At 67.5% G+C, this 23029-nt stretch carries 18 protein-coding genes; 7 read left to right on the top strand and 11 right to left on the bottom strand.

The window, feature by feature from the left end; all coding sequences use genetic code 11:
- Positions 1-39: 39 nt before the first annotated feature.
- Entirely contained in the window at positions 40-1197 is a 1158-nt protein-coding gene (locus tag ABEA24_RS24900; protein ID WP_345433451.1) for a hypothetical protein, read from the bottom strand.
- 356 nt (positions 1198-1553) lie between these two features.
- On the opposite strand from ABEA24_RS24900, the gene ABEA24_RS24895 reads away from it, so the two are divergent.
- Positions 1554-2090 (top strand): TetR/AcrR family transcriptional regulator, encoded by a 537-nt coding sequence (locus ABEA24_RS24895; protein ID WP_345433450.1) that lies wholly within the window; start codon positions 1554-1556, stop codon positions 2088-2090.
- Between the two features lie 79 nt (positions 2091-2169).
- On the opposite strand, the gene ABEA24_RS24890 is transcribed toward ABEA24_RS24895, so the two are convergent.
- Together ABEA24_RS24890 and ABEA24_RS24885 are read right to left on the bottom strand one after the other, a co-directional pair.
- Positions 2170-2805 (bottom strand): TIGR03086 family metal-binding protein, encoded by a 636-nt coding sequence (locus tag ABEA24_RS24890; RefSeq protein ID WP_345433449.1) that lies wholly within the window; start codon positions 2803-2805, stop codon positions 2170-2172.
- A gap of 17 nt (positions 2806-2822) precedes the next feature.
- On the bottom strand, positions 2823-3977 hold the full coding sequence (locus ABEA24_RS24885; RefSeq protein ID WP_345433448.1) for an alkene reductase: 1155 nt from the start codon (positions 3975-3977) through the stop codon (positions 2823-2825).
- A gap of 378 nt (positions 3978-4355) precedes the next feature.
- Here ABEA24_RS24885 and ABEA24_RS24880 point away from each other — a divergent pair, with 378 nt between their 5' ends.
- Complete coding sequence (locus tag ABEA24_RS24880) at positions 4356-5258, top strand: MBL fold metallo-hydrolase (protein ID WP_345433447.1); 903 nt, start codon at positions 4356-4358, stop codon at positions 5256-5258.
- A gap of 85 nt (positions 5259-5343) precedes the next feature.
- Here ABEA24_RS24880 and ABEA24_RS24875 read toward each other — a convergent pair whose 3' ends face one another.
- Positions 5344-6987 (bottom strand): AMP-binding protein, encoded by a 1644-nt coding sequence (locus tag ABEA24_RS24875; protein ID WP_345433446.1) that lies wholly within the window; start codon positions 6985-6987, stop codon positions 5344-5346.
- Between the two features lie 255 nt (positions 6988-7242).
- Between ABEA24_RS24875 and ABEA24_RS24870 the strand changes: the two genes are divergently transcribed.
- A complete protein-coding gene (locus tag ABEA24_RS24870; protein WP_345433445.1) occupies positions 7243-8451 on the top strand; it encodes a cysteine desulfurase-like protein in 1209 nt (402 codons plus the stop codon).
- 30 nt (positions 8452-8481) lie between these two features.
- Here ABEA24_RS24870 and ABEA24_RS24865 read toward each other — a convergent pair whose 3' ends face one another.
- The 3 genes from ABEA24_RS24865 to ABEA24_RS24855 all read right to left on the bottom strand — a co-directional run bounded on the left by ABEA24_RS24865 (position 8482) and on the right by ABEA24_RS24855 (position 11344).
- Positions 8482-9321, bottom strand: coding sequence for an MBL fold metallo-hydrolase (locus tag ABEA24_RS24865; RefSeq protein ID WP_345433443.1), 840 nt, complete (start codon positions 9319-9321; stop codon positions 8482-8484).
- Between the two features lie 38 nt (positions 9322-9359).
- A complete protein-coding gene (locus ABEA24_RS24860) occupies positions 9360-10361 on the bottom strand; it encodes a zinc-dependent alcohol dehydrogenase family protein (protein ID WP_345433442.1) in 1002 nt (333 codons plus the stop codon).
- Between the two features lie 134 nt (positions 10362-10495).
- Positions 10496-11344 carry an MBL fold metallo-hydrolase gene (locus ABEA24_RS24855; protein WP_345433440.1) on the bottom strand — a complete coding sequence of 283 codons (849 nt, stop codon included), beginning with the start codon at positions 11342-11344 and terminating at the stop codon, positions 10496-10498.
- A gap of 304 nt (positions 11345-11648) precedes the next feature.
- On the opposite strand from ABEA24_RS24855, the gene ABEA24_RS24850 reads away from it, so the two are divergent.
- A complete protein-coding gene (locus ABEA24_RS24850; protein WP_345433439.1) occupies positions 11649-13298 on the top strand; it encodes an MDR family MFS transporter in 1650 nt (549 codons plus the stop codon).
- Between the two features lie 32 nt (positions 13299-13330).
- Here ABEA24_RS24850 and ABEA24_RS24845 read toward each other — a convergent pair whose 3' ends face one another.
- From ABEA24_RS24845 to ABEA24_RS24830, 4 genes are all read right to left on the bottom strand, one after another.
- Positions 13331-14224, bottom strand: a complete 894-nt coding sequence (locus ABEA24_RS24845; RefSeq protein ID WP_345433438.1) for an alpha/beta hydrolase — start codon at positions 14222-14224, stop codon at positions 13331-13333.
- A gap of 20 nt (positions 14225-14244) precedes the next feature.
- On the bottom strand, positions 14245-15453 hold the full coding sequence (locus ABEA24_RS24840; RefSeq protein WP_345433437.1) for an alpha/beta fold hydrolase: 1209 nt from the start codon (positions 15451-15453) through the stop codon (positions 14245-14247).
- Between the two features lie 393 nt (positions 15454-15846).
- Complete coding sequence (locus ABEA24_RS24835; RefSeq protein WP_345433436.1) at positions 15847-16356, bottom strand: winged helix-turn-helix transcriptional regulator; 510 nt, start codon at positions 16354-16356, stop codon at positions 15847-15849.
- Positions 16357-16571: 215 nt separating this feature from the next.
- Positions 16572-17510 (bottom strand): polysaccharide lyase family 7 protein, encoded by a 939-nt coding sequence (locus tag ABEA24_RS24830; RefSeq protein ID WP_345433435.1) that lies wholly within the window; start codon positions 17508-17510, stop codon positions 16572-16574.
- A 396-nt stretch (positions 17511-17906) separates the two neighbouring features.
- Between ABEA24_RS24830 and ABEA24_RS24825 the strand changes: the two genes are divergently transcribed.
- From ABEA24_RS24825 to ABEA24_RS24815, 3 genes are read left to right on the top strand one after another with little or no spacing between them, the layout of a single operon-like run.
- Positions 17907-20147 carry a carbohydrate-binding protein gene (locus tag ABEA24_RS24825; RefSeq protein ID WP_345433434.1) on the top strand — a complete coding sequence of 747 codons (2241 nt, stop codon included), beginning with the start codon at positions 17907-17909 and terminating at the stop codon, positions 20145-20147.
- A 53-nt stretch (positions 20148-20200) separates the two neighbouring features.
- Complete coding sequence (locus tag ABEA24_RS24820; protein ID WP_345433433.1) at positions 20201-20344, top strand: hypothetical protein; 144 nt, start codon at positions 20201-20203, stop codon at positions 20342-20344.
- The gene (locus ABEA24_RS24815) at positions 20341-22860 is read left to right on the top strand and encodes a beta-glucosidase (RefSeq protein ID WP_345433432.1); all 2520 of its coding nucleotides are present in this window, start codon (positions 20341-20343) and stop codon (positions 22858-22860) included. Before ABEA24_RS24820 ends, ABEA24_RS24815 begins: the two co-directional genes overlap by 4 nt.
- Positions 22861-23029 lie beyond the last annotated feature (169 nt).

Below are 23029 nucleotides of genomic sequence, written 5' to 3'. Positions count from 1 at the left end.
CACACGATCCCGATCTCGGCCTACAGAACGGCCGAGGGCTCAGCCGGTCAGGGTGCCGTAGCCGTCATTGCCGAGACCGGTCGCGGTCTGGCTGCTCCAGAGGTCTCCCTTCGCGCCCAGGGAGGTGATGTCCCCGATCACCTGGGTGTCGACCTGGTCGCGGGGGAGGGCGCCGGCCTGTGCGATGTCGTGGGTGTACGCGGAGGCGGCGCTGCCCGCCGAGGAGACCAGGCCCGGGGTCAGGGAGGACCACGGGGCGCTCAGCGCGGCGCTGCCGCCGCCGAGTGCGAGGGTGGAGCCGTTCAGCGAGCCGTCCCGGTTGGAGTCGAGCAGGTTTCCGCTGTTGTAGGTCGACTGGTTGGAACCCATCTGGTAGTAGGCGTTGGAGGCATTGGTGGTCCTGGGGCCGGTGATGAAGTAGTTGTCCACGACGTCGTGGGTGAACGTGCCGCTGGAGTTTCCGGCGGTGTAGCCGGCCTGGTAGTCGTAGACGACGTTGCCGATGTACTGGGTGTCGGCCTTCGCCAGCGGGTTGCGGTTGTGGGAGTTGGCGAAGACGTCGTGGTACCAGGTGAAAGGGCCGCCTTCGGTGTGCGCGCCGAACTGCTGGCCGATCGGGTCGGCGATGATGGAGTCCTGAATGGTGATGTTCGAGGCGCCGACGGCGTCGATGTCGTCCCACTTGGCGAACTCGACCGAGACGTGGTCGAAGATCATGTTGCTGCTCTGGTAGAGCGACAGGCTGGCCTTGCCGCTGGCCGGGTCGAGGGTGCCTTCGCGGAACCGGACGTTGCGGACGACGTCGTTGGAGGAGTTCGCGAACGACACCTCCCGGGCCATGAAACCGACGCCCTGGCCGGGAGCGGTCGTGCCGTCGATCGTGATGTCGCCCTTGACCGAGACGGCGGAGGACAGCTTGATGTAGCCGGCGACGTCGAACACCACAATGCGGTGGGAGGCGCTGACCGCGTCGCGGAACGAGCCGCTGCCCGAGTCGTTCAGGTTGGTCACGTGGTAGGTCGTGCCGCCGGCGCCGCCCGTCGCACCGGCGCCGTAGCCCACGGCTCCTGGGAAGGCTGCGGCGGAAGCGGCGGTGGCCGAGCTCGTCCAGGCGGCGCAGACGAGCCCGGTGACGGCCGCGCCGAACAGGAGCGCACGGCTCCTCGGTGAGGTACGACGATGCTTGGGGACGGACATGTCGCCTCCGGATGAGCGGGCTTCGGGACTCGGAACGGCAACCGACCACGGTGACGGTAAATTTCGGACCGCGGATGGTCAAGGCGAGAGGATGCCCGAGGTCGCAGGTCCGTCACCGGCCACTTTCGTGCGGCATCGATGTCGCCGGGTCCCCGTGGGCCTTCATCAGCCGATTCGCGGTCTGGCCGTTGGCCGAAATCTTGGAGATAGCGGCATATGGAGCTCGTCCTTGCTGGCGAGTTTTCACGCCGCTTTCAAACGTCGTATGCAGGCCGGACGCGGTTTCTGGCGGCCGACTGCCGCCAATGCAGGCCTGGCGGGATTAATGCCAAGCGGTGTGCGTTATAGTAAAGAGCGTGGTTGCAGAATCGTCCCCACGGCGGCGCACCGGCGGCCGTAGCGCCGCGGTGCTGGCGTCCATCAGGAAGGCCGTCGAGGAACTGATCGCCGAACAGGGCAGCGAGGCCGTCACCATCCCCATGGTCGCGGAGCGTGCGGGGGTGAACCACTCGAGCATCTACCGACGGTGGGGCGACGTGCGGACCATGATCAACGACCTGGCGACCTACCGGCTCGATCCGGACCGTGGCCTTCCCGACACCGGAGATCTGCGAGCCGATCTGACCGCATGGGCGCAGGAACTGATCAGCCACTACAGCATCCCGGTGAACGCCGCCCTCCTGCGAGGCGGGGCCGCCGCGGCCGGTGAGAGCGAGTCGGACTGCCTGCGCGACCGGCGGGCGGAAGCGGCCGACTTCGCCGCCCGGCCTGGCAGCACCTTCACCGGCGACCAGGTCATCGACCGGGTGGTGGCGCCCATCATCTACCGGGTCATCTTCCTGCCCTGGACGCTGTCCGAGGTGGACGCGCGCACGTACGTCGACGAACTCTGACGTTCGGCACCGGAACACGTGCGCCTACGGCTCTTCTCCACCATCAGTGACCGATCGGGGCGATTGCAGGGCCGGGCGCCTATGCCTCACCACTGTGCGCACGGGCGGCCCTCGGCGGCGGGCGCCAACGCGGATCCCTGCCTGAAAGGGCCAGGACCTGGTCGAACAGGGAGGCGCCGGCGTCCAGCGTCACTTCGTCGGCGAGCAGTCCCAGGCCGCGCATCCGTGGAGCCTCCCGCCTGTAGATCTCCAGCGAAGACTCGGCCAGGTGATCGGGGATCTGCGGGCTCTGGCCGGTGGCAACGGCCAGATCCCAGGCGTGAATGGTGAACTCCGCGATCAGTATCCCTCCGATGGTGGCGGTGGCCATGAGCGAACCGCTCAGGTTCGCCTCTCCCTCCCATGCCTGAGGGACGGCCCATGTCTTCGCCGCCGCTTGGGCTCTTTCGGAGAGGAGAGGCGGCCATCCAGTCTCCGGTGTTCCGGCGAGAAACGGCATGGGGTCGGCGGCGGCGATCGAGGGATCCCATTCCGTGCCCGCGCCGACGGCCTCGGTCATGAGGAACATCTTGGCCGTGTGGTTCACCAGATCCCGCACGGTGAACGCGGCGCACGGCGTCGCATCGCCGTACTGATCGACGGACACGCCGGTGAGCACGCGCATGAAGAGGTCGATGCTCTGCCCCAGCCGTTCCGGGGACGATGGGTACGACATGTGAGGTCCTTTGTTGTTCAGGCCAGGCTGGTCGATTCGGCCGCGCTCGTCGCCGAGGCCGGCCCTCCCGGGTGCGAAGGCGGATAGTCGGTGTAGCCGGCGGCCGCCGGACCGTAGATGAGGTCCCTTTTCGGCGCGGCCAGCCAGGAGCCGGAGGCGAACCGGGCGGGGAGGTCCGGGTTGGCGATGAACGGCGTGCCGAAGGCCACCAGGTCCGCCAGGTCCTCTGCGAGGATCCGGTTCGCCCGCCTTTGATCGAAGCCGACGTTGGCGATGATGGTGCCGTGGTAGACCTTCCGGAAGTGCCGGAACATGCCGTCGCCGGCCAGCTGCTCCAGCGGACCTCCGGCAGGGTCGACCATCGTTCCCATCAGGAGCAGGTGTGACAGCTCGTAGTCGTTGAGCCGCCGGAGCACATACTCGCTGTCCGCCACCGCGGCAGGCCCGGCGACGAATTCCCCCGTTTCCGACCAGGCCGGTCCGGCCTTCACGCCGACGCGCCGCAGGTCGACGAACTCACCGACCGCTTCGATGACGTCGAAGAGAAAGCGGGCCCGATTCTCGATCGAGCCTCCGTATTGGTCCTCGCGCAGGTTGGTGCGCGGGTTCAGGAACTGGCTGATCAAGTAGTTGAAGCCCGCCTGGAGTTGTACCCCGTCGAAGCCGGCCGCCATCGCGTTGCGCGCGGCGGTCGCGTAGTCGGCGATGGTCCGGGAGATGTCGTGTGCCGTCATCGCCTGTGGCCGCACGGTCGGTTTGTGGCCGGTGGGCGTGGGCGACGACAGTCCCGGGTTCACGGCCGATGGGGCAAGAGGCGGGCGGCCGTCGAAGAAGTCGGGGTGGGACGCGGACCCTGTGTGCCACAGCTGAGCGAAGATGGTGCCGCCCGCACGGTGGACGGCGTCTGTCACCTCTCGCCATGCGGCGACTTGCTCGCCGGTGAACAGGCCGGGTACGTCGTGCCATCCCACGGCGTCACGGCTGATCCAGACGCCTTCGGAGATGATCAGTCCGGCCGAGGCCCGTTGGGCGTAGTACTCCGCGTGGAGATCGGTGGGCGCGAGACCGTGGTCGCGGGCACGACTCCGCGTCAGCGGCGCCATGACCACGCGGTTCCCAAGGGTGACGTCGCGCATGTCGTACGGCAGCAGCAAGGGCTGTGTGAAGCTCATGGGGACTCCGGTCAACGGAACGAGTATGAAAGTCGATCAAGGGAGCCTCGGCTGGACGGCTGCGTCTCGCGCCCGAAGCCCTGAGCGCGAGGAGGCGCTGCGGGCGGACACGGTGATTCACCAGCCACGGCGAGGCGGACCCTTAAAGCACTGATCTGTGCGTTAGGTCCACCGTAGCACCTCATCGCCTAAAGGCCAAAATCTGTGCCTTCGGAAGCGGCTCGAACGTGATCGCGGGCCGCCGCGTGCCGAGAGACGCCACTGCCGGCCATCCGCGGGCTCGTAGTTGGTCTACCGGGACAGGGGTTTGCGCGTCTCGCATATTTGGATGAGGGGCGGGGAACGGCATCCGTAACGGGTCACAAAAGGAGATCGTCAATGGTTGAATTCGCCCCTATGCCCGATTTTGCCCAGGGCCCGGAAATCCCCGAATCCGGTTATCTTGTCACTGAGCTGGGCGGTGGGGCCTACGGAATCACCAGTGGATTGGACAACACCATGTTCCTGGTGACCAAGAAGGGCGTGGTCGTCGTGGACGCCCCGCGGGACCTCGGCGAAAGGCTACTGATGGGCATCGAGGAGGTCACCCCGAAGCCGATCACTCACCTCATCTACAGTCACGCGCACGCCGACCACATAGGGTCCGCTCACTTGTTGGCACGGGATGGCCTGAAGATCGTTGCCCACGAGCTCACCGCGCGGTTCATCGAGGAGGCGCAGGACGACAATCGGCCCTTGCCCAACGACACCTTCGGCGGGAGGAGGCACGAGCTGAGCGTCGACGGAGAGAGGATCATCCTCGAATATACCGGCGACTGGCATCAGGCGGGCAATCTGTTCATCCACCTCCCGGAACAGAAGATCCTGACCGCGATCGACAGCTTCACTGTCAAGAACGCGCCGTTCTTCCGCCTTGTCTTCTCCGCCCACGTGCCCGCGTACTTCGACGCCATGGATCAAATGCTGGAGTACGACTTCGAGACCGTGGTGTCCGGCCACATGTCCCTCTTCGGCACTCCCGAGGACGTGCAGACGAATCGCGAGTACATACGCGACATGCGGGCCTCCGCTGCTGAGGCGCTGCGCACGGTGGATCTGAGGGAGGCCGCTGCCGGTGTCCCGGAGAACAACCGGCAGGCGCAGCTCAAGGTCTGGATGGACGCGGTCGTCGCTCGTGCGGTAGAGCTGATGCCGACGTCCTGGGAGGAGCGCCTCGGAGGGACCGATATCTTCCTCGCCGACAACCTCAACGCCGTCGCATGGAGCGTTTTCATCGACTGACCCTCTGGGCCGGCGGCGCTGCCACCGGCTACATCCGCGAGACCTCGCCATCGCGATGGTCTTCCGGCCGCCCGGCTCCCGTTCGTCACGCGTGGCGGGCTCGCGCCGCGGACCGCAGCCCGAGGATCTCCACGGCTTGCTCCCGCATCTCGACCTTGCGGATCTTGCCCGTGACGGTCATGGGGAACTCGTCGACGCAATGCACGTACCGCGGGATCTTGAAGTGGGCGAGCCTCCCCGTACAGAACTCGCGGAGAGCGGCCGCGTCCAGAGGTGCGGCACCCTCACGCATCCGCAGCCAGGCCATCAGCTCCTCGCCGTACTTGGCGTCCGGCACGCCGATCACCTGGGCGTCGAGCACGTCCGGGTGGGAGTAGAGGAACTCCTCGATCTCGCGTGGGTAGATGCTCTCTCCACCGCGGATCACCATGTCCTTGATCCGCCCCGTGATGTTGAGGTAGCCCGCCTCGTCCATCGCCGCGAGGTCGCCGGTGTGCATCCAGCCGTCGGTGTCGATGGCCTCGGCGGTTTTCTCCGGATCGTCCCAGTAGCCGAGCATCACCGAGTAGCCGCGGGTGCACAGCTCGCCGGACTGCCCTCGTGGCACCGTCTCGCCGGTCTCCGGGTCGGTGACCTTCACCTCCACGTGTGGGTGCACCCGCCCGACGGTGGAGACCCTCCGATCCAGGGAGTCGCCGACTCTCGTCTGCGCCGAGACCGGGGAAGTCTCGGTCATTCCGTAACAGATCGCCACCTCGGGTGCCCACTTGGTGACCTGTTTCATCACCTCCACCGGGCACGGCGAGCCCGCCATGATTCCGGTGCGCATCGACGACAGGTCGTACGACGCGAAGTCGGGGACGTTGAGCACGCCGATGAACATCGTCGGCACGCCGTACAGGGACGTGCACCGTTCGTCGGCGCACGCCTTGAGCGTGGCGACGGGATCGAACGCGGGGCCGGGAATGACGACGCACGCGCCGTGCGAGGTGGCCCCGAGATTGCCCATGACCATGCCGAAGCAGTGGTAGAAGGGCACCGGCACGCAGATCCGGTCCTGCTCTGTGTAGCCGAGCAATTCGCCTACGAAAAAGCCGTTGTTGAGGATGTTGCGGTGCGACAGCGTCGCGCCCTTCGGGAATCCGGTCGTCCCCGACGTGTACTGGATGTTGATCGGGTCGTCAGGGGAGAGCCCGGCCTGCACGTCGGCAAGCCGGTCCGGTGATGCCAGGTGGCCGCGGTGCAGCAGCGCCGTCCACTCCTCGCCCCCCACGTACACCACCCGCTCGAGGCTCGAGCACTTCGGCGAGACCTCCCTGATCATCGCCGTGTAGTCGGAGGTCTTGAACGACGCGACGGCGAACAGCAGCCGTATCCCCGACTGGTTGAGGACGTACTCCAGTTCGTGAGAGCGGTACGCGGGATTGATGTTCACAAGGATCGCGCCGACCTTCGCGGTGGCGTACTGCACCATCACCCACTCGGCGCAGTTCGGAGCCCAGATCCCGACCCTGTCACCGCAGCCGATCCGCTCCTCGATCAGGGCCAGCGCCAATGCGTCCACATCGGCGCGGAACTCGGCGTACGTCCACCGCCTCCCCGCCGCAATGTCGACCAGGGCCGCACGCCCCGGAAACCGCGAGACGGTCTGGTCGAAGCTGTCACCGATCGTCGTGTCCAGCAGCGGCTCGTCGGCGGGACCAGCCGCGTAACTCAGCCTGGTGTTCATGCTCGCTCTCCGGCGACGCGACCCCGCCGCTCGATCATCCAGTGCATGCATACTCCTCCGATCGGACCGGTGCGGGAACGCCGTTCCAGTGTCGCTGTGCCTTCCCGTCTCGACCACCCCCGGCTCGGGCAGCGAGCGGATGGTCGCGGAGGAGTGTGAACATGGACACGGGCACTGCGAGCCCCCCGGAGGTGGGTCCAGCCGGTGGACCCACTGTTCTCCGCCGGCCCCCTACCGTTGAGTGAAGGATCAAATATGGCTTTCGACGTTCATGCGCTTCGCGAGCGTTTCCCGTCTCTGCGGAGCGGCATTGCTCACTTCGACGGACCTGGCGGTACGCAGACCCCGGTCGAGGTCGGTGAGGCGATCGCCCGAACGCTCACCGGGCCGCTGTCCAATCGTGGTCTTCGGGTGCCATCGGAGAAGAACGCGGAGAAGGCGATCGCCGACTTCCGTTCCGCCTACTCCGACCTGCTCGCCGTTCCAGCGAACGGTGTTGTCTACGGACGTAGTGCCACGCAGATCGCGTACGACTTCTCTCGGCACCTGAGCCGCAGCTGGAAGCCCGGGGACGAGATCGTCGTAACCCGCCTCGAACACGACTCGAATGTTCGCCCGTGGGTGCAGGCGGCGGAGCGTCAGGGGATGATCGTCCGGTGGCTGGAGTTCGACATCGCCACATCAGAGCTCGTTCTTGACGACCTCGACGAGAAGATCACCGAGCGGACCAGGCTGGTGGCCGTCACGGGCGCCTCCAACCTGCTGGGAACCAAACCACCCGTCCGCGCCATCGCCGACCGGGCCCACGAGGCCGGGGCGACGGTGTACGTCGACGGCGTGCACTACACCGCACACGACACCGTTGACGTTTCCGAACTCGGCGCTGACTTCTTCGCCTGCTCTCCTTACAAGTTTCTCGGCCCCCACTGCGGAGTCCTTGGAGCAGACCCTGCGCTTCTGGAGACCATTCGTCCTGACAAGTTGGTACCGTCACCGGATGTGGTGCCGGAACGCTTCGAGTTCGGCACGCTTCCCTACGAGATCATGGCAGGAGCGACCGCTGCCGTGGACTTCCTGGCAGAGGTCTCACCAGGGGGCGCGACTTCACGCCGCGACAGGCTCATCGCTTCGCAGCACGCGATGGAGGCCCACGAGCTGGCGCTGCGCGAACGGCTCGACTCGGGTCTGGCCGGACTCGGCGACCGCGTCGTCGTGCACTCCCGCGCCAAGGACCGCACCCCGACCACTCTTATTACGTTCCCGGGCCGTTCGTGTCAGGATGCCTACGCTTTTCTCGCCGATCGCAACATCTCGGCTCCGGCCGGCTCCTTCTATGCGTACGAACCTTTCAAGGCCCTCCGGCTCGACGACCCGCACGCTCTCCGGATAGGCCTCGCCCCGTACAACACTTCAGAGGAGATCGATCGCCTGCTCGAGGCGCTGGACGAGTTCACGCTCGGCTGAGGTGGTCCAGCGGCGCGAAGGTCGGGCTGGTCATGACAGGAGTGCCAGCGCGCTGTACCAGACCGGGCTCACGTTGAGCCGATCCGGATAGAGCCGCAGCATCTGGTCGTAGAACTCACGCGGGCTCGGTTTTGCTGCCAGTAGGCGCTGTGCGTCGAGCAGATAGCCGCGGGTCTGTTCCAGGATCGACGGGTCATCGGGCAGGTCTCTGTTCTTGTGGCCCGCGACGACTGTGCGCGGGTGCAGGGCGGCAACGGTGTCAAGTGCGGTGAGCCACTTCTCGATTCCGCCACCGACGCTTTCCAGCAGGTACTGGTGAACTCCGTTGTACGCGACGTCGCCGGCCACGACGAGGCCGATCGATGGCACGTGCAGGACGGTGGTGTCGTCGGTGTCGGTGTGGCCGGTCTCCACCGCCAGTAGGCGGTGGCCCTCCAGTTCGAACCCCTCTGCGGGAATCGTTCGGTACACCACGGGACTGTCGGGAATGAGCCCGGGAAAGTCCACATCCCACATCTGTTCGCGTCCCTCGGTCGCCTGCTTGTGCATCAGCCGGATCGTGCCCTCGGTCGCATACGGCACGGCGCCGGGGAATCGTCGCATCAGTAGATCGGTGCCGAACCAGTGGTCGCCGTGCCCGTGGGTGGCGTAGATGTAAGCCAGCCGTTTGCCCCACTGCTCAACCCAGTCGCCGACCGTTTGCACCTGCTCGCGGGTGAACGGCGGGTCGACCAGGACCGCGTCCGTCTGGCCCAGGATCAGGGTGGATGCCACTGGCGAGGATACGATCGGACCTCCGTCGGGCAATCGCATGGATCGTTGACGGCGCAGCCCGTCGGAGACCAGCACGTCGTAGCGCAGCTCCGTCACGTCACACCTCCTGGCTCGGTTGGTGAGACCGGTCCTCGCTACTTCTTTCCGGGAACAAGGAATACCTTTCCCTGTCTGCCCTTCTGCTCTGCTTGGGTTACGGCGTCACCGACCTCGTCGAGAGAGTATTTAAGCCCGGGGGAGGTTTCAATAATTCCCTCGCGCATGAGCGCCACGATATCCTCACCCAACTGCTGTCGTTCTGCGTCGGTGAGCCTCGGAAGCCAGTAGCCGAGCCAGTAGACTTCCAGAATACGGCGGCCCGCCAGGATGTAGCGTGGATCCTCACCAACACGGATCGGCTCGCCTGTCAAAGAGCCGTAAACCAGCATGCGTCCATCCTCATGGAGCGCCTTGAAAATCTGGGTGCCGGTTTCTCCGACCACAGGGTCGACGGCGTACTTGACGCCTTCGGGCCCGACGATTCGTCGGACTTGTTCGTCGATCGGCCCCTCGGTGGACACGATGACGGCGTCGGCTCCCAAGCGTTCCAGTTCGGCTACCGCTTCGCGTCTGCGGACGACATTCACGGTGCGGATACCATCGCGCTTGGCCAGCTTGATGATCATGCGTCCCAGTTCGGACCCTGCCGCGGACTGGAGGAGCCACTCGCCTCTAGGGACCGCCAACACGCGGCGGACCATGAGGATCGCGGAGGCCGGATTGATGACGAAGGAGGCCACCTGCTCATCGGGGATCTCATCGGGTACCGGGAACAGGTCACCCGCGGGGACGACGGCATATTCCGCCCAGTTTCCCCCTTGGCCATTGACAACCGATAGCCGCTGCCCGGTAGCGAGGGTCTTCACCCCAGGCCCGATGGCGTCCACAATGCCGACGCCTTCGAAGCCGACCGGCGCTGGAAACCGGGGTTCGACGCCTGCGTAGTATCCCCGTACGTACAAGAGGTCAGACGGGTTCACTGGAGTCGCCAGAATACGAACCCTTACTTGCCCATCGCCAGGCTCCGGGAGAGGCACGTTTTCAGTTTCAAGAACCTTGGATGGCTCACCATGTTGAGCGAATCGGATGGCTTTCATCTCTCAACCTCCCCCCGTACGCGCCACAAGGCGAGATACCCTCGAGATCGACGATCGACTTCGTCAGAGCCGCAGCGCCGTGACGAATGGGCACCGTTGGTAGCCCTACCCAGTTATCGTCGTGTGGGTACCGGCTAGCCTTTGGCGGATCTGGCCGAGCCCCAGAGTGCGCCCTGATTGACTCGGGTCGGGTGCAGTTCGAGCATGCCGCGGTAGAGGTCGAGGGCGGTCGTAGTGCGCTCGGCGAGCGTCTCGAAGTCGTGGATGTACTTCTGGGTCTCGGCGATGTTCTTCGGGTCGTCGGGCCGGCCGGGGCGCTTGTGCCCCGCGATGACGGCCTGCGGGTTCAGTGCCGCGACGGTGTCGAGCGCGCGGAGCCAGGCTCGACGGCCCTCGGCGGGCGATTCGGCGAGGTAGAGGTGGACATCGTTGTAGACGGCGTCGCCGGCCACGACCAATCCGATGGACGGCACCTGCAGGCACGTGGTGTCGTCGGTGTCGGTGTGCCCGAGCCCCACGACGACGAGTTCGTTGCCCTCCAACTCCAGCCGGTCGCCGACCAGTGGCTCGGCCGCGACGAGCCTGTCGGGGATCTGACCGGGGAAGCGCGTGTTCCAGAACGATGCGACGAACTCCGGTGCCATCTGCTTCTTCATCTGTGCCACCACGGCCGGTGCTGCGACGGCGCGGGCGCGTGGGAAGCGGTCGAGGAGGACGCCCAGCCCGAACCAGTGGTCGCCGTGCCCGTGGGTGACGAAGATCGTGGTGAGGTTCTTACCGCTCGCCGCGACCCGGTCCGCCAGCCGGCCGGCCTGCTCGATGGTCATCAGCGCGTCGACCAGCACCGCGTCCCGCTCGCCTGTGATCAGCGTGGCCGTGATCGGCGACCACATGCGCCGGGGAAGGTCGGGCGGCAGGTCTGAGATCTCCGTCGGGATCGACGGTGCGGTGTGGATGCTCCAGTTCAGCGGTGCTCCAGGCATGATCATTTCCTCGGATTCCTCGTGTACAGGGTCGGTTTGAAAATCAAACCGTTAGCTCTATGCTGGCCTCCGGCGGCCGTGGCCGGCAGAGGATCGCTACCACTTCATCCGCTTGATCAAGCGTCTCAACGACGACCTGGTGGACCAACGCGTACACCGGGCTCGGCGCTGGTGCGCTCCCTGGTGCCGTGGCGTGACAAGGAGCAAGGTACGCATGACGAAGGCCGCGTCCCCCACCCCAGGGGGAACCGTCTCAGGCATAGCCAGTCCGGCATCACCCGTCAGACTCACGCATCGCCAGATCTTGACCATCCTCAGCGGCCTGCTGCTGGGGATGTTCCTCGCGGCGCTCGACCAGACCATCGTCAGCACCTCCATCCGTACCATCGCCGATGATCTGCACGGTCTCAGTCATCAGGCGTGGGTCACCACCGCGTACTTGATCACCTCGACGATCAGCACGCCGCTGTACGGGAAGCTGTCCGACATCTACGGGCGCAAGCCGTTCTTCCTCGCCGCGATCAGTATCTTCATCGTCGGCTCGGCCGCGTGCTCGTTCTCCACCTCGATGATCGAGTTGGCCTCCTTCCGGGCGTTCCAGGGCATCGGAGCCGGCGGTCTGATGTCGATGGCGCTGGCGATCGTCGGTGACATGGTCCCGCCCCGCGAGCGCGCCCGATACCAGGGCTACATCCTTGCGACGTTCGGTTCCTCCAGCGTGCTCGGCCCGCTGATCGGCGGGTTCCTGGCCGGGCAGGGCAGCATCTTGACCATCACCGGCTGGCGCTGGGTCTTCCTGGTCAACGTGCCCATCGGCGTGGTCGCGCTGTTCGTCGTCGCCAAGGTGCTCAAGCTCCCGCACACCAGGCGCGATCACCGCATCGACTGGTGGGGCGCCATCACCATCGCCATCGGCGTGGTGCCACTGCTACTCGTCGCCGAGCAGGGCAAGAGCTGGGGATGGACCTCGACCGAATCGGTCGTCTGCTATGCGATCGGCGTGGCGGGCCTGGCGGTGTGGATCTTCGTCGAGCGGGCCATGGGCGACGAGGCGCTCATCCCGATGCGGCTCTTCCGCAGCGCGGTGTTCAGCAAGATGAGCCTGTTCTCCGTGCTCGTCGGCATGGGGTGGTTCGGCGGCATGATGATGATCCCGCTGTACATGCAGATCGTGAAAGGCGTCACCCCGACCAGGTCCGGATTGCTGATGCTCCCGCTGGTGGGCGGCATGCTTCTGGCGACCTTCACGGTCGGCCGTGTCATCCGCAGGACCGGCAAGTACAAGATCTTCCCGGTCATCGGATCCGCGCTGATGATCGCGGCGATGCTGCTCTTCCATTACCGCGTGCAGTGGAACAGCCCCCTGCCGGAGACCATGAGCTTCATGGCGCTGTTCGGGGCGGGGCTCGGCGGCTGCTTCCAGATCCTCACGTTGGCCATGCAGAACGCGGTCGAGCCCAGGGACATGGGCGTCGCAACCGCCTCGGCCAACTTCTTCCGGCAGATAGGCAGCACCGCCGGCACGGCGATCTTCCTCTCCGTGCTGTTCAGCACCCTCAGCACCAAGATCAGCTCGGCCTTCAAGGCGGCGTACGAGACGCCCCGATTCCAGCAAGCCGTCCATGACCCTGCCGTGCTCTCCGACCCGGCGAACGCACCGGTGCTGACCATGCTCAAGCATGCGCAGTCGGGCGGCGGGAGCGGCTTGGGCGTTGTCGATGACTCCTCGTTCATCCAGCACCTCGACCCGCGGCTGGCCCAGCCGTTCAAGGTCGGCTTCACGGACTCGATGCACCTCGTTTTCCTGCTCGGGGCGGCCGTGATGGTCCTGGCCTTCCTGGTCGCGACATGGACCAAGGAGGTGCCGCTGCGCAAGGTCTCCGGACTGGAGGCAAGGGCCGCCGCAGAACGAGGTGCCGCAGCCCCGGACGCCGGGCCCGCGCCGCAAGGTTGATCGCGCATGGCAAAGGCACATCCGGCGAGGCCCTAGCGCAGGTGGCGGTGGAACCAGTCACGGGCCGCCCCGCTGGATTCCTGGAACCCGGATAGATAGGGATCGAAGTGGTCGCCCGGCAGCAGTACCAGCTTCTTGGGCTCCAGGGCACGCTCGAACGCGGCCAGCGCCAGGTCCGTGAGGGTGATGGTGTCGTGGTCGCCGACCACGAGCAGTAGCGGAGTGGGCGAGACCCGGCCGATCCAGGCGCCGGGCTCGTACATGCGGGCGGCGCGCGTGGAGCGCAGGGTCACATGGTTCTCCCAGACGCCTGAGGGCAGCGGCTGGAGGTAGAAGTCGATCGCGTCCTTGCCCCGGTACGCCGCCGCTACGGCGAGGTCGTCGCTGACGACCGCCTGCGTGTGGGGCGGCTCGCCACGGAACTGGGCCCGTTCGTCCTCCGAGAACGCCTGCTCCAGGCCGGCGACGGAATCCGGCGGGACACGGCGCAGGCCCTGCTCGTATCCGCTGATGGTGGGCACCTGCGCGACCACACACCGCAGGCGCCGATCGGTGGCGCCGAGGACGATGGCGTGGCCGCCGGCGTAGCTGGTGCCCCACAGGCCGATCCGGTCGGCGTCGACCTCGGGCCGGCTCTCCAGGAAGGAGATGGCGCGGCGCCAGTCGGCGATCTGCTGCCAGGGGTCGATGTCCTGGCGGGGGAGGCCCTCGCTGGCCCCGAACGTGCGGTGGTCGTGAAGGAGGACCACGAAGCCGTCCCCGGCGATGGCCTCGGCGAAGCGCTCCAGCCCGTGCTCCTTCACGCCGGCGAATCCGTGGGCCATGGTGACCGCCGGGTGCGGGCCGGGACCGTCCGGAACGAACAGCCAGCCGCGCAGAACGACGCCGCCCTCCGCTGTGAAGGCGATATCAGTGCGTCGCGTCATGTGCCGTCCCTCTCGCGCCCCTAGCGGTCGCCGTCGTAGAAGTGCGCTGGGTCGATGCGCCCGCGCAGGCGGTCCCGCAGCTCGGCGGAGAAGCGGAGTACGACGCCGAGCGGCCGGTGATGGACCGCCGCGCGGACGATCTGACCGTGCTCGTCCTTGGTCAGGATGGTCACGCCCCGGATCCGCGTCCCGCCGAACGCCGTGGCCTCCCACTCCAGATAGGTGCGCGGCCCGCTGGAGCTCTCCTGGGTGAACGCCAGCGATTCGTAGATGCCGCTGGCCGCTCCCATCACCTGCTTGACCTGCTCACGGCCCTCGACCGGCCGGGTGAGCGTGCTCGCCTCCAGCACGACGTCCTCGGCGAATGCCTCGGCGAAGGAGGCGGCGGACTTCTCGGCGAAGGCCAGGGTCCACTGCTGCGGCCCCACGCCGCGCGTTCTGTTGCCCGCGGGATGTGCCTTGGACAGGAACGCGTCCAGCAGAGCGGCGACGGCGGCGGGCCGCTCGATGTGCACCCAGTGCCCGGCCCTGTCGACCGTGGCCGCCTCGACCGTGCCGAACCGCTCCAGCACCCCGTCGGCGACCATGTCCTCGGTGACGAGTCCGTCGTCGGCACCGCGGATCACCAGCACGGGACCCGTGTAGCGGCTGGGCCGCTCCCCGTCCGGGTGGCCGGCGTTCCAGCAGTCCACCAGCGCGCGCACCACCTCGGGCCGCACCCGCCCGCCGACCACCGCGAGCCTGTCCAGGTCTGCCTCGCCGAGCCCACTGGACAGCTGTTGCCGGAGGGCCCGCTGGGCCCGCGGGTCGCCGCCCAGCCCGCGGAAGGACTCGACCGCCTCGTCGGGCAACCGTGCGCCGCCGAGCGGAACGGGCGTCACCAGCACCACGCCTAGGGTGCGCTCGGGACGGGCGGCGGCCACCAGTTCCACGATCGGCGCGGCCATGCTCTGCCCGATGAGCACCGCCGGCGTGTCGAGGGCGTCGACCACGGCCCCGACCTCCGAGGCGAACCGGTCCAGCGTGAACGGACCGCTCGCATCCGTGCGCTCACCCATACCGGCCAGGTCGAGTTGCACCGTCTCGACGCCCTCGCTCCTGAGCTCTCCGATCACCGCGTCCCAGACATGCTGGTCGTCGAGGAATCCGTGGACGAAGACCAGTGCCCGATCACCCGCGCCGTTCCGCTGGAACCTGATGTCCGTGTCAGCGATGCGATCCAACTGCATGCAGTTCACTCTTTCCCAGGAGTCACTGTGGCTCCGGAGGCAGACCACTCGGCGCGCTCCGGATGGAGACCGTCCCTGACATGGGTCCGCGCGACTTCACCCCGGACGACGTGGTCGGGGCCGCCGACGGGGACGATCCGGTTCACCACACATGCGAAGGAGGTCGGCTTCTTCGTGATCTGCGGCGCGCGATCCGCTTCGCCGAGCATGTTGCCTGGCTATCCGACCGCGACTGCAGGGCCTTTTGGGTGGCGTCTGTAATTGACCGTTGTGGTCATTCCCTAAATCCACCAGTCGAAGCGCGGGGACGCGGCGTATCAGGCTCATGGCATCCGGGCCCGAGGGGGCGGGGTCGGCGAACCGGGACCATGGCCGGGCGGGACTCGCCGTACCTCAGCGGCCGGCAGATCCCTTCGGCGCCGCAGGCGGCTTCTTCGAGTTCTTCGAGACACTCACGGGGCCGGCGAGATCCCAGTCCGCGGCGTTCGAGGTCTTCTCCACCTCGTCCTCGTGAACGGGCCCGCCGCACGTCTCACAGATGACTCGGGGACGGACCGGGTGGCCGTGGTGCGTGACACTGAGCGGGGGATCCTCGACGACCCACTTGTCTCCCCAGGCGCGCAGCGCCGACAGGACCGGTACGAGTTCCCGGCCCGCCTGAGTGAGGTGGTAGTCGTACCTGGGCGGGTGCTCCTGGTACTGGCGCTGCTCAAGGACTCCTGCGGCGACGAGGCTCTTCAGGCGCGCGGCAACGCGGTCGCGAGGGGCTCCGGTGTTGCGGACGATCTCGCTGAACGTGTGGTTGCCGAATATCACCTCGCGGACCGCGAGGAGCGCCCATCGGTCTCCCAGAAACGACAGCGCCGCGGCGATCGAGCAGGGGCGGCCGTGCTTGCTGTCCATATACCTAGGTTTTCACATCAAACCCATCTCCGGGCCGGGCGATGGTCTCCGCCGCGTTCGGCGGAGGCGAGCCGGTCGGCCGGCATCCGTGGCGCGTGCACCAGGACCATGCCGGCGGGGGAGCACCAGGCGGGAGCAACGGTCGGGGTCATCCGGGAGCGGTGCTCCCGGGTGACCCCGACCCACGAACCGGCGACCAGGGCCCTCCCGTGCGGTCAGCCGTGCGCCACGGTCAGGGCGTAGAACTTCACCTTCGCGCCCTTGCTGGTGCTGTCCGACGCGGACTGGTTGTAATCGCCGGCCTTGAAGTACTGGTGGTAGGAGTTGAAGCCGGAGGCGATCGGGTAGCTGGTCGTGCTGCCGTTGACGGTGATCTGGATCCGGCCGCCGGTGATCGCGATGATGTAGCTCCACTGGGTGCCGAGCGCCACGTTGGCCAGCGTGTGGAGGGTCTGTCCGCCGTCGGGGGAGTTCTCCAGGCCGAGGACGATGTCCCCGTTGCTGTGGTAGTAGAGCTCGAGCAGCGGTTTGGTCGAGGAGCCGCCGCTGCCGAGGTGGATCTGCCCGACGCAGACGTTCGAGGTCACCGAGACGATCCGCAGCCTCGCCGACAGCCGGTGGGTGCCGGACAGCGACCAGTCGGCGGCGCTGCCGTCGGCGTTCATCTCACGGAGCTCGGAGCGCGGATAGTTGGAGTTCGGCGTGGTGACCCCGGACTCGGGGTCCCAGAAGGTCATCGAGCCGTCGTTCTTGTCGGTCCAGAAGTACGCGGGGTTCGTGTACCCGTTGGCGCCCTTCAACCGCGATGGCGGGATCGTGGTCGGAGAGCCGGGCGACCCGATCGGAAGCTGGAGCTCCCACACCGACAGGTCGAAGTTGCCACCCGGCGAGACGGTCGGATCGAGGGCGGCGCTGCTCAGCGGTGTCCAGGTTCGGTCGCCGGCGCAGCCGTTCGGCCGGACTCCGGCGCCGCCGGCCGTACCGGCCGACGCCGCGTCCGCGCACGTGCCGCCCGGTCCGGTGATCTGGCGAGGGGAGGCGGCCGCGGTGCCGACGACACCGGACCCGGCCGCGGCGATCATCATGGCGCCGGCCGCGGCGATCACCAGCTTCTTGCCGCTGGTGCGCCGTGTCGCGCCGTTCTCTGCTGTCACGCACGTTCTCCTTCACGGGGGCGCACGCCTGTCCGGCGGCGCGGAGCTCCGAAGGCGACCGTGGGAACACGGCCGGTCGGTCTCCTGACGGAGGGGCCAGACCCGGGCCATGACGTCACGGTAAGCACGCGGCCGACTATTGTAAAGACAGTGAACAGTAACTGAGGAAGCGTCCGGTGCCGCGATGCAGGCAGCGGCGGTCGGCGGCCGAGGAGAAGTCGCGGTCGATAAATTCAAGGCTTGACTTAAGCCTCAGCAAAACTAGGCTTCAGGCACCCAGACCCTTTCCGCAAGTTTCCTCCGCCCGAGAACGAGCCCCGATCCACGACTGCGCATCGAAGCGGCGGCGGCCACCACCGGAGCCTGCCGTGAGGACCCCCATTCTCAGGAGGCGCCGTGAGGCGTTTCATCACCGCTGCGCTGGCCGCCGCATCCGCGACCGTCACCGTGCTCGCCGTTCCACTGCCGGCGACGGCCACGGCGGGGCCGGTCCATCACGACCCGCTCGTGGCCGGCACCTACTCCACCGGTGCCGCACACCAGTGGCGGCCATTGCCCGACGTTCGCCTCGGGAACGACGAGAGCGCGCCCGCCGACGCGACCGTCGTCGTCGACCCCGGCCGGACGCGCCAGCGCTACACCGGTATCGGCTTCTCCCTGGACGAGACGAGCGTGTCGAACCTGTGGAAGCTCAGCCCGGCCAAGCGCGAGGAGGCCATCCGGCTGCTCGTCGACCCGAAGAAGGGCGCCGGCCTTGACCGGTTCCGCGTGACGATCGGCAGCCCGGACGTCATCGAGCACCTGCCGTTCTGGTCGGAGGACGAGCCCCCCGCCGGCGTCGCCGAGGACTTCGGCCTGAAGTACTTCTCGATCCGGCACGATCTCGACCTGCACATCATCGACACCATCAAGCTGATCCAGCGCTACAACCCCCACGCGACGTTCTTCGCCTCTGCCTGGAGCGCTCCGGCGTGGATGAAGACGAACAACCGGTTCACCGGCGAGGTCGCGCTGCGGCCGGGCAGCACCACGAGCTACTACCAGGTGGGCCGGCTCCGCGACGACTGCATCGACGTCTTCGCCCGCTACTACGTGAAGTTCATCAAGGCGTACGCGCGGCACGGCATCGACATCGACGCGATCACACTGCTCAACGAGCCCGGCATGGACGTCGTCTACCCGGCCATGGACATCACCGTGGCTCAGCAGCAGAAGCTGGCGCTCGCGATCAAGCGCGAGTTCCGTGCCGCCGGGCTCGGCACCGGGCTGTACGTGCACGACTTCAACTTCTGGGACTGGCGGGACCCGAACAGCACGGAGACCAAGAACTACCACCGCATCTTCGAGGACGCACCGGACGGCTCGGTGACCGGTGCGCAGGTCCGCGCGGCCGCCGACGCCGTCGCCTTCCACCCCTACTGGGGCGACCCGACGGTCATGCGAGACACGTACGAGCAGACCGGCAAGCCGGTGCAGATGACCGAGACGAGCGACCTGTCCCCGAACACGATCCTCAACTACTTCCGGCTGGACGCCGGCTCGTACATCCTGTGGGCGCAGACCACGGACCAGGACGGCGGGACGCTGCACTGGACGGACAAGCGCGACAACAACGTCGACTGGGAGGAGATCGGCCGGACGACGAAGTGGCCTGACCGGCTCGTCAAGGTCGACACGAGGACGGGCGAGTTCAGCGTCCGCGACGAGCTCTACACGATCGGTCAGTTCGCGCGATACCTGAGCCCCGGCGACGTACGGGTGGAGTCGAGCGCGACGGCGAACGGCATCGGCAACGTCGTTTACCGGCACGGGTCGAACGACTTCGTCGCCGTCCTCGGCAATGGCAACGACACCGACACCCGTGTGCGCGTCCTGCTCGCCGGACGGTCCTTCGTCGAGACGGTGCCGGCGCACTCGTTCGCCACGTTCCGCTGGAAGGGCCTGCTGCCGCCGGCGAAGGGCGATCACGCCCCGGTGCTGGACAACGTGGCCGACGTGGTCGCCGACCAGTACGGCACGGTGCGGGTGCCGCTGAAAGCGACCGACGCCGACGGCGATCCGCTCGCCTTCTACGCCTCCGACCTGCCGGACGGCGTCAGCGTCGACGCCACGACGGGGCTCGTGACGATCCACCCGACCGTGGCCGGCGAGCAGGACCTGACCCTCTTCGCCACCGATGGCCGGGCGAGCGACGAGGTCACCGTGCACGTGACCGTGAAGCCGCACGGCGCGCCCATCGGGGAGAAGGTCGAGGCCGAGTCGTACGCCGCGCAGCATGGCTGGACCGAAGGCGGCGGCAACTTCGTCGAGAGCAACCCCGCCGCCTCCGGCGGAAAGGACGTCGGCTGGACGGCGGCCGGCAACTGGCTGAAGTACCGCATCGACGTGGCGCGGGCCGGCACGTACGACCTCGAGTTGCGCGTCGCCAACGGCACGGGTGCCGTCGCGACGAACGCGCTGTCGTTCCGCGACGCGGCCGGCATCGTCCTCGCGACCGTCTCGGTGCCGGACACCGGCGGCTGGGCGGTCTACCAGTCGGTGCACGTGAGGGTCGGCCTCCCGCAGGGCGATCAGCTGGTCACCGTCTACTGCGAGACGGGCGGGTTCAACCTCGACTACTTCCGGCTCACGGCATAGGCCGTGTCGTCGGCGCGCGACGAACAACATTCCTCACCCTGGGAGCGAGAACGATGCGCAGGAAGCTCGCCATCGGCATGGCGGCCCCGTCCCTGACCGCGGCCACCGCCGACACCTGCACGCGCGGAACCGCGGCCTTCGCGTGCGGGATCCACGTCGGTCACCGCCTCCCGGTCGGCCACGGGGACGCCCGATGAGGCGCCCCCTCAGGGCGGTCGCCGCCGTCATGCTGGCCCTCGCCGGGATGACAACGGCGGGCCCCGCCCACGCCGATCCCGCCGACTGCTCGGCCTGGATGGACACGCATCTGCCGGCGAGCGAACGCGCCGACCTGGTCACCGCCCAGATGACCCTGGACGAGAAGCTCGGCATGATGCACGCCGTCTCTGACAGCACGCACGACCGCGAGACGCTCCCGATCCCGCGGTTGTGCATTCCCGCGCTACGGCTGAACAACGGCCCGGCCGGCGTCGGCTCCAGCGGGCCCGTACAGGCGCAGACGACGGCGCTGCCGGCGCCTTTGGGACTCGCCGCAAGCTTCGACCCCGCGGTGGCACGGGCGTACGGCGTCGTCGAGGGGCGCGAGACGCGCGACACGGGCCGCAACCTGATGGAGGGCCCGGACATCAACATCGCACGTACGCCGCTGAACGGGCGGACGTTCGAGGCGTACGGCGAAGACCCGTACCTCGCGGGTCGGATCGCCGCCGGCAACATCGACGGCATCCAGTCGCAGGGTGTCATCGCCGACGCCAAGCACTACCTGGCCAACAACCAGGAGACCGATCGGGACCAGGTCGATGAGCACATCGACGAACGGACGCTGCACGAGATCTACATGCCGGCGTTCGAGGAGTCCGCGAAGCGTTCCGGCTCGATCATGTGCTCGAAGAACAAGGTCAACGGCGCGTACGCGTGCGAGCACCAGGCCCTGCTGCAGGGCGTGCTGAAGAACGACTGGGGTTACCGGGGGTTCGTGGTCTCGGACTTCAGTTCCTGCCACGACACTGTCCGCTGCGCGACCGGTGGGCTGGACTTCGAGCTGCCGAACGGCGCGCACTACGGTGACCCGCTCAAGACGGCCGTGCAGTCCGGGCAGGTCCCGATGGCCACGGTCGACGAGCACGTGCACCGGATCCTCAGCACGATGTTCCGGTTCGGGCTGTTCGACCGGCCGCAGGCCACGCGGCCGATCGACGCGCGGCGGGACGGCGCGGTCTCCCGTACGGCGGCCGAGGCCGGGACGGTGCTGCTGAAGAATTCCGGGGGCGTGCTGCCGCTCCGCAAGGACAGGTCGGTGGCGCTCATCGGCCCGGGCGCGGGCAACGCGGCCGCCACCGGCGGCGGCAGCGTCGGCGTCGCGCCGCTCTACAAGGTCAGCCCGCTGGACGCCTTCAAGAAACGCGGAGTCACGGTCGAGTACGCCGAGGGCATGCCCCCGGTGGACCTCGGGCCGCAGCCTGCGCTTCCGTCGTACACGATGACGTCCGAGGACGGCGGGCATGGCTGGACCGCCCGCCACTACGACAACACCACGTGGACCGGCGAGCCGAAGCTGACCCGCGTCGATCCGTGGATCGACATGGATCCGACGGGCGGGATCCCCGCGCCGGGACTGCCGCCGAACGGCTGGTCGATCCGGTGGACGGGCACGTTCACGGCACCGGTCGACGGCGACTACACCTTCAACCTCACCAACCACGCACACGCGACGCTCTACCTCGACGGCGCGAGCGTGCTCGACAACAACGGCGGTTTCCCCGGCGTCACCAAGTCGGTCACCGTGCACCTGACGGCCGGGCAGCGGCACTCGATGCGGGTCGACTGGGCCAAGCCCAACGCTCAGGCCATGATCGAGCTGTCCTGGGCGCCCCCACCGAACACACCGGACGTCCAGATCGCGGAGGCCGTCCAGGCGGCGAAGAAGGCCGACACGGCCGTGGTGTTCGTGGCGAACAAGGACACCGAGGCGATCGACCGGTCGAGCCTCGCACTGCCGGGCTACCAGGACAAGCTGGTCGAGGCGGTCGCGGCGGCCAACCCGCGCACGATCGTCGTGCTCAACACCGGCGGCCCGGTGTCGATGCCCTGGGCCGGCAAGGTCGCCGGGCTGATGGAGGCGTGGTACCCGGGCGAGGAGGACGGCAACGCGATGGCCGACGTGCTCCTCGGTGACACCGATCCGTCCGGCCGGCTGCCGATCACGTTCCCGAAGAGCCTGGCGGACACCCCGGCCAGCACGCCGGAGCAGTACCCCGGCGTGAACGGCGTCGCGACGTACTCCGAGGGGCTCCGCGTCGGCTACCGCCACTACGACGCGAAGAACATCGAGCCGCTGTTCCCCTTCGGGTACGGCCTGTCGTACACCACGTTCGCGTACCGGAACCTGACGGTCCACGGGCACGGCACCGACATCACGGTCGGCGCGGACGTCACCGACATCGGTCACCGGATCGGCACCGCCGTGCCGCAGCTCTACATCGGCGCGCCGGACGAACCCCCCGCACAGCTCAAGGGATTCATCAAGATCCGGCTACGGCCGGGGCAGACGCGGCATGTGGCCTTCACCCTCGACTCCAGGTCGTTCGCCTCCTGGGACACGGCCTCACACGGGTGGACGGTGACCGGCGGGACGTACCGCATCATGCTCGGTACCGGATCGCGGGACATCCGCCTGCGGCACGAGATCCATCTGCCGCCCACGAAATCGTGAAGACGTCCATAGAGATATCCGCCACCTGTCTGTCGACACGATGAGGTGACGCCGCCATGCCGCTGCTGCACATTCTCGGTGCCGCGGCGGGTGGCGGCGTGCCCCTGTGCCGCTCGGCGACTATTGGCCGATGATGTAGGGACGGGTCTGAGTGCCGAATCCGGTGGCG

The organism is Actinoallomurus vinaceus (assembly GCF_039542055.1).
In the GTDB taxonomy this organism is placed as follows: domain Bacteria; phylum Actinomycetota; class Actinomycetes; order Streptosporangiales; family Streptosporangiaceae; genus Actinoallomurus; species Actinoallomurus vinaceus.
Note: the sequence above shows the minus strand (reverse complement) of the source record. Positions and strands in the feature narration are given on the sequence as shown.

Bases quoted from the DNA above. Each gene is read 5' to 3' on its own strand.
- ABEA24_RS24815 (WP_345433432.1), top strand. From the start codon at position 20,341: ATGAGGCGCCCCCTCAGGGCGGTCGCCGCCGTCATGCTGGCCCTCGCC.
- ABEA24_RS24890 (WP_345433449.1), bottom strand. From the start codon at position 2,805: ATGTCGTACCCATCGTCCCCGGAACGGCTGGGGCAGAGCATCGACCTC.
- ABEA24_RS24840 (WP_345433437.1), bottom strand. From the start codon at position 15,453: ATGCAGTTGGATCGCATCGCTGACACGGACATCAGGTTCCAGCGGAAC.
- ABEA24_RS24880 (WP_345433447.1), top strand. From the start codon at position 4,356: ATGGTTGAATTCGCCCCTATGCCCGATTTTGCCCAGGGCCCGGAAATC.
- ABEA24_RS24855 (WP_345433440.1), bottom strand. From the start codon at position 11,344: ATGCCTGGAGCACCGCTGAACTGGAGCATCCACACCGCACCGTCGATC.
- ABEA24_RS24870 (WP_345433445.1), top strand. From the start codon at position 7,243: ATGGCTTTCGACGTTCATGCGCTTCGCGAGCGTTTCCCGTCTCTGCGG.
- ABEA24_RS24885 (WP_345433448.1), bottom strand. From the start codon at position 3,977: ATGAGCTTCACACAGCCCTTGCTGCTGCCGTACGACATGCGCGACGTC.
- ABEA24_RS24860 (WP_345433442.1), bottom strand. From the start codon at position 10,361: ATGAAAGCCATCCGATTCGCTCAACATGGTGAGCCATCCAAGGTTCTT.
- ABEA24_RS24875 (WP_345433446.1), bottom strand. From the start codon at position 6,987: ATGAACACCAGGCTGAGTTACGCGGCTGGTCCCGCCGACGAGCCGCTG.
- ABEA24_RS24845 (WP_345433438.1), bottom strand. From the start codon at position 14,224: ATGACGCGACGCACTGATATCGCCTTCACAGCGGAGGGCGGCGTCGTT.
- ABEA24_RS24900 (WP_345433451.1), bottom strand. From the start codon at position 1,197: ATGTCCGTCCCCAAGCATCGTCGTACCTCACCGAGGAGCCGTGCGCTC.
- ABEA24_RS24835 (WP_345433436.1), bottom strand. From the start codon at position 16,356: ATGGACAGCAAGCACGGCCGCCCCTGCTCGATCGCCGCGGCGCTGTCG.
- ABEA24_RS24820 (WP_345433433.1), top strand. From the start codon at position 20,201: ATGCGCAGGAAGCTCGCCATCGGCATGGCGGCCCCGTCCCTGACCGCG.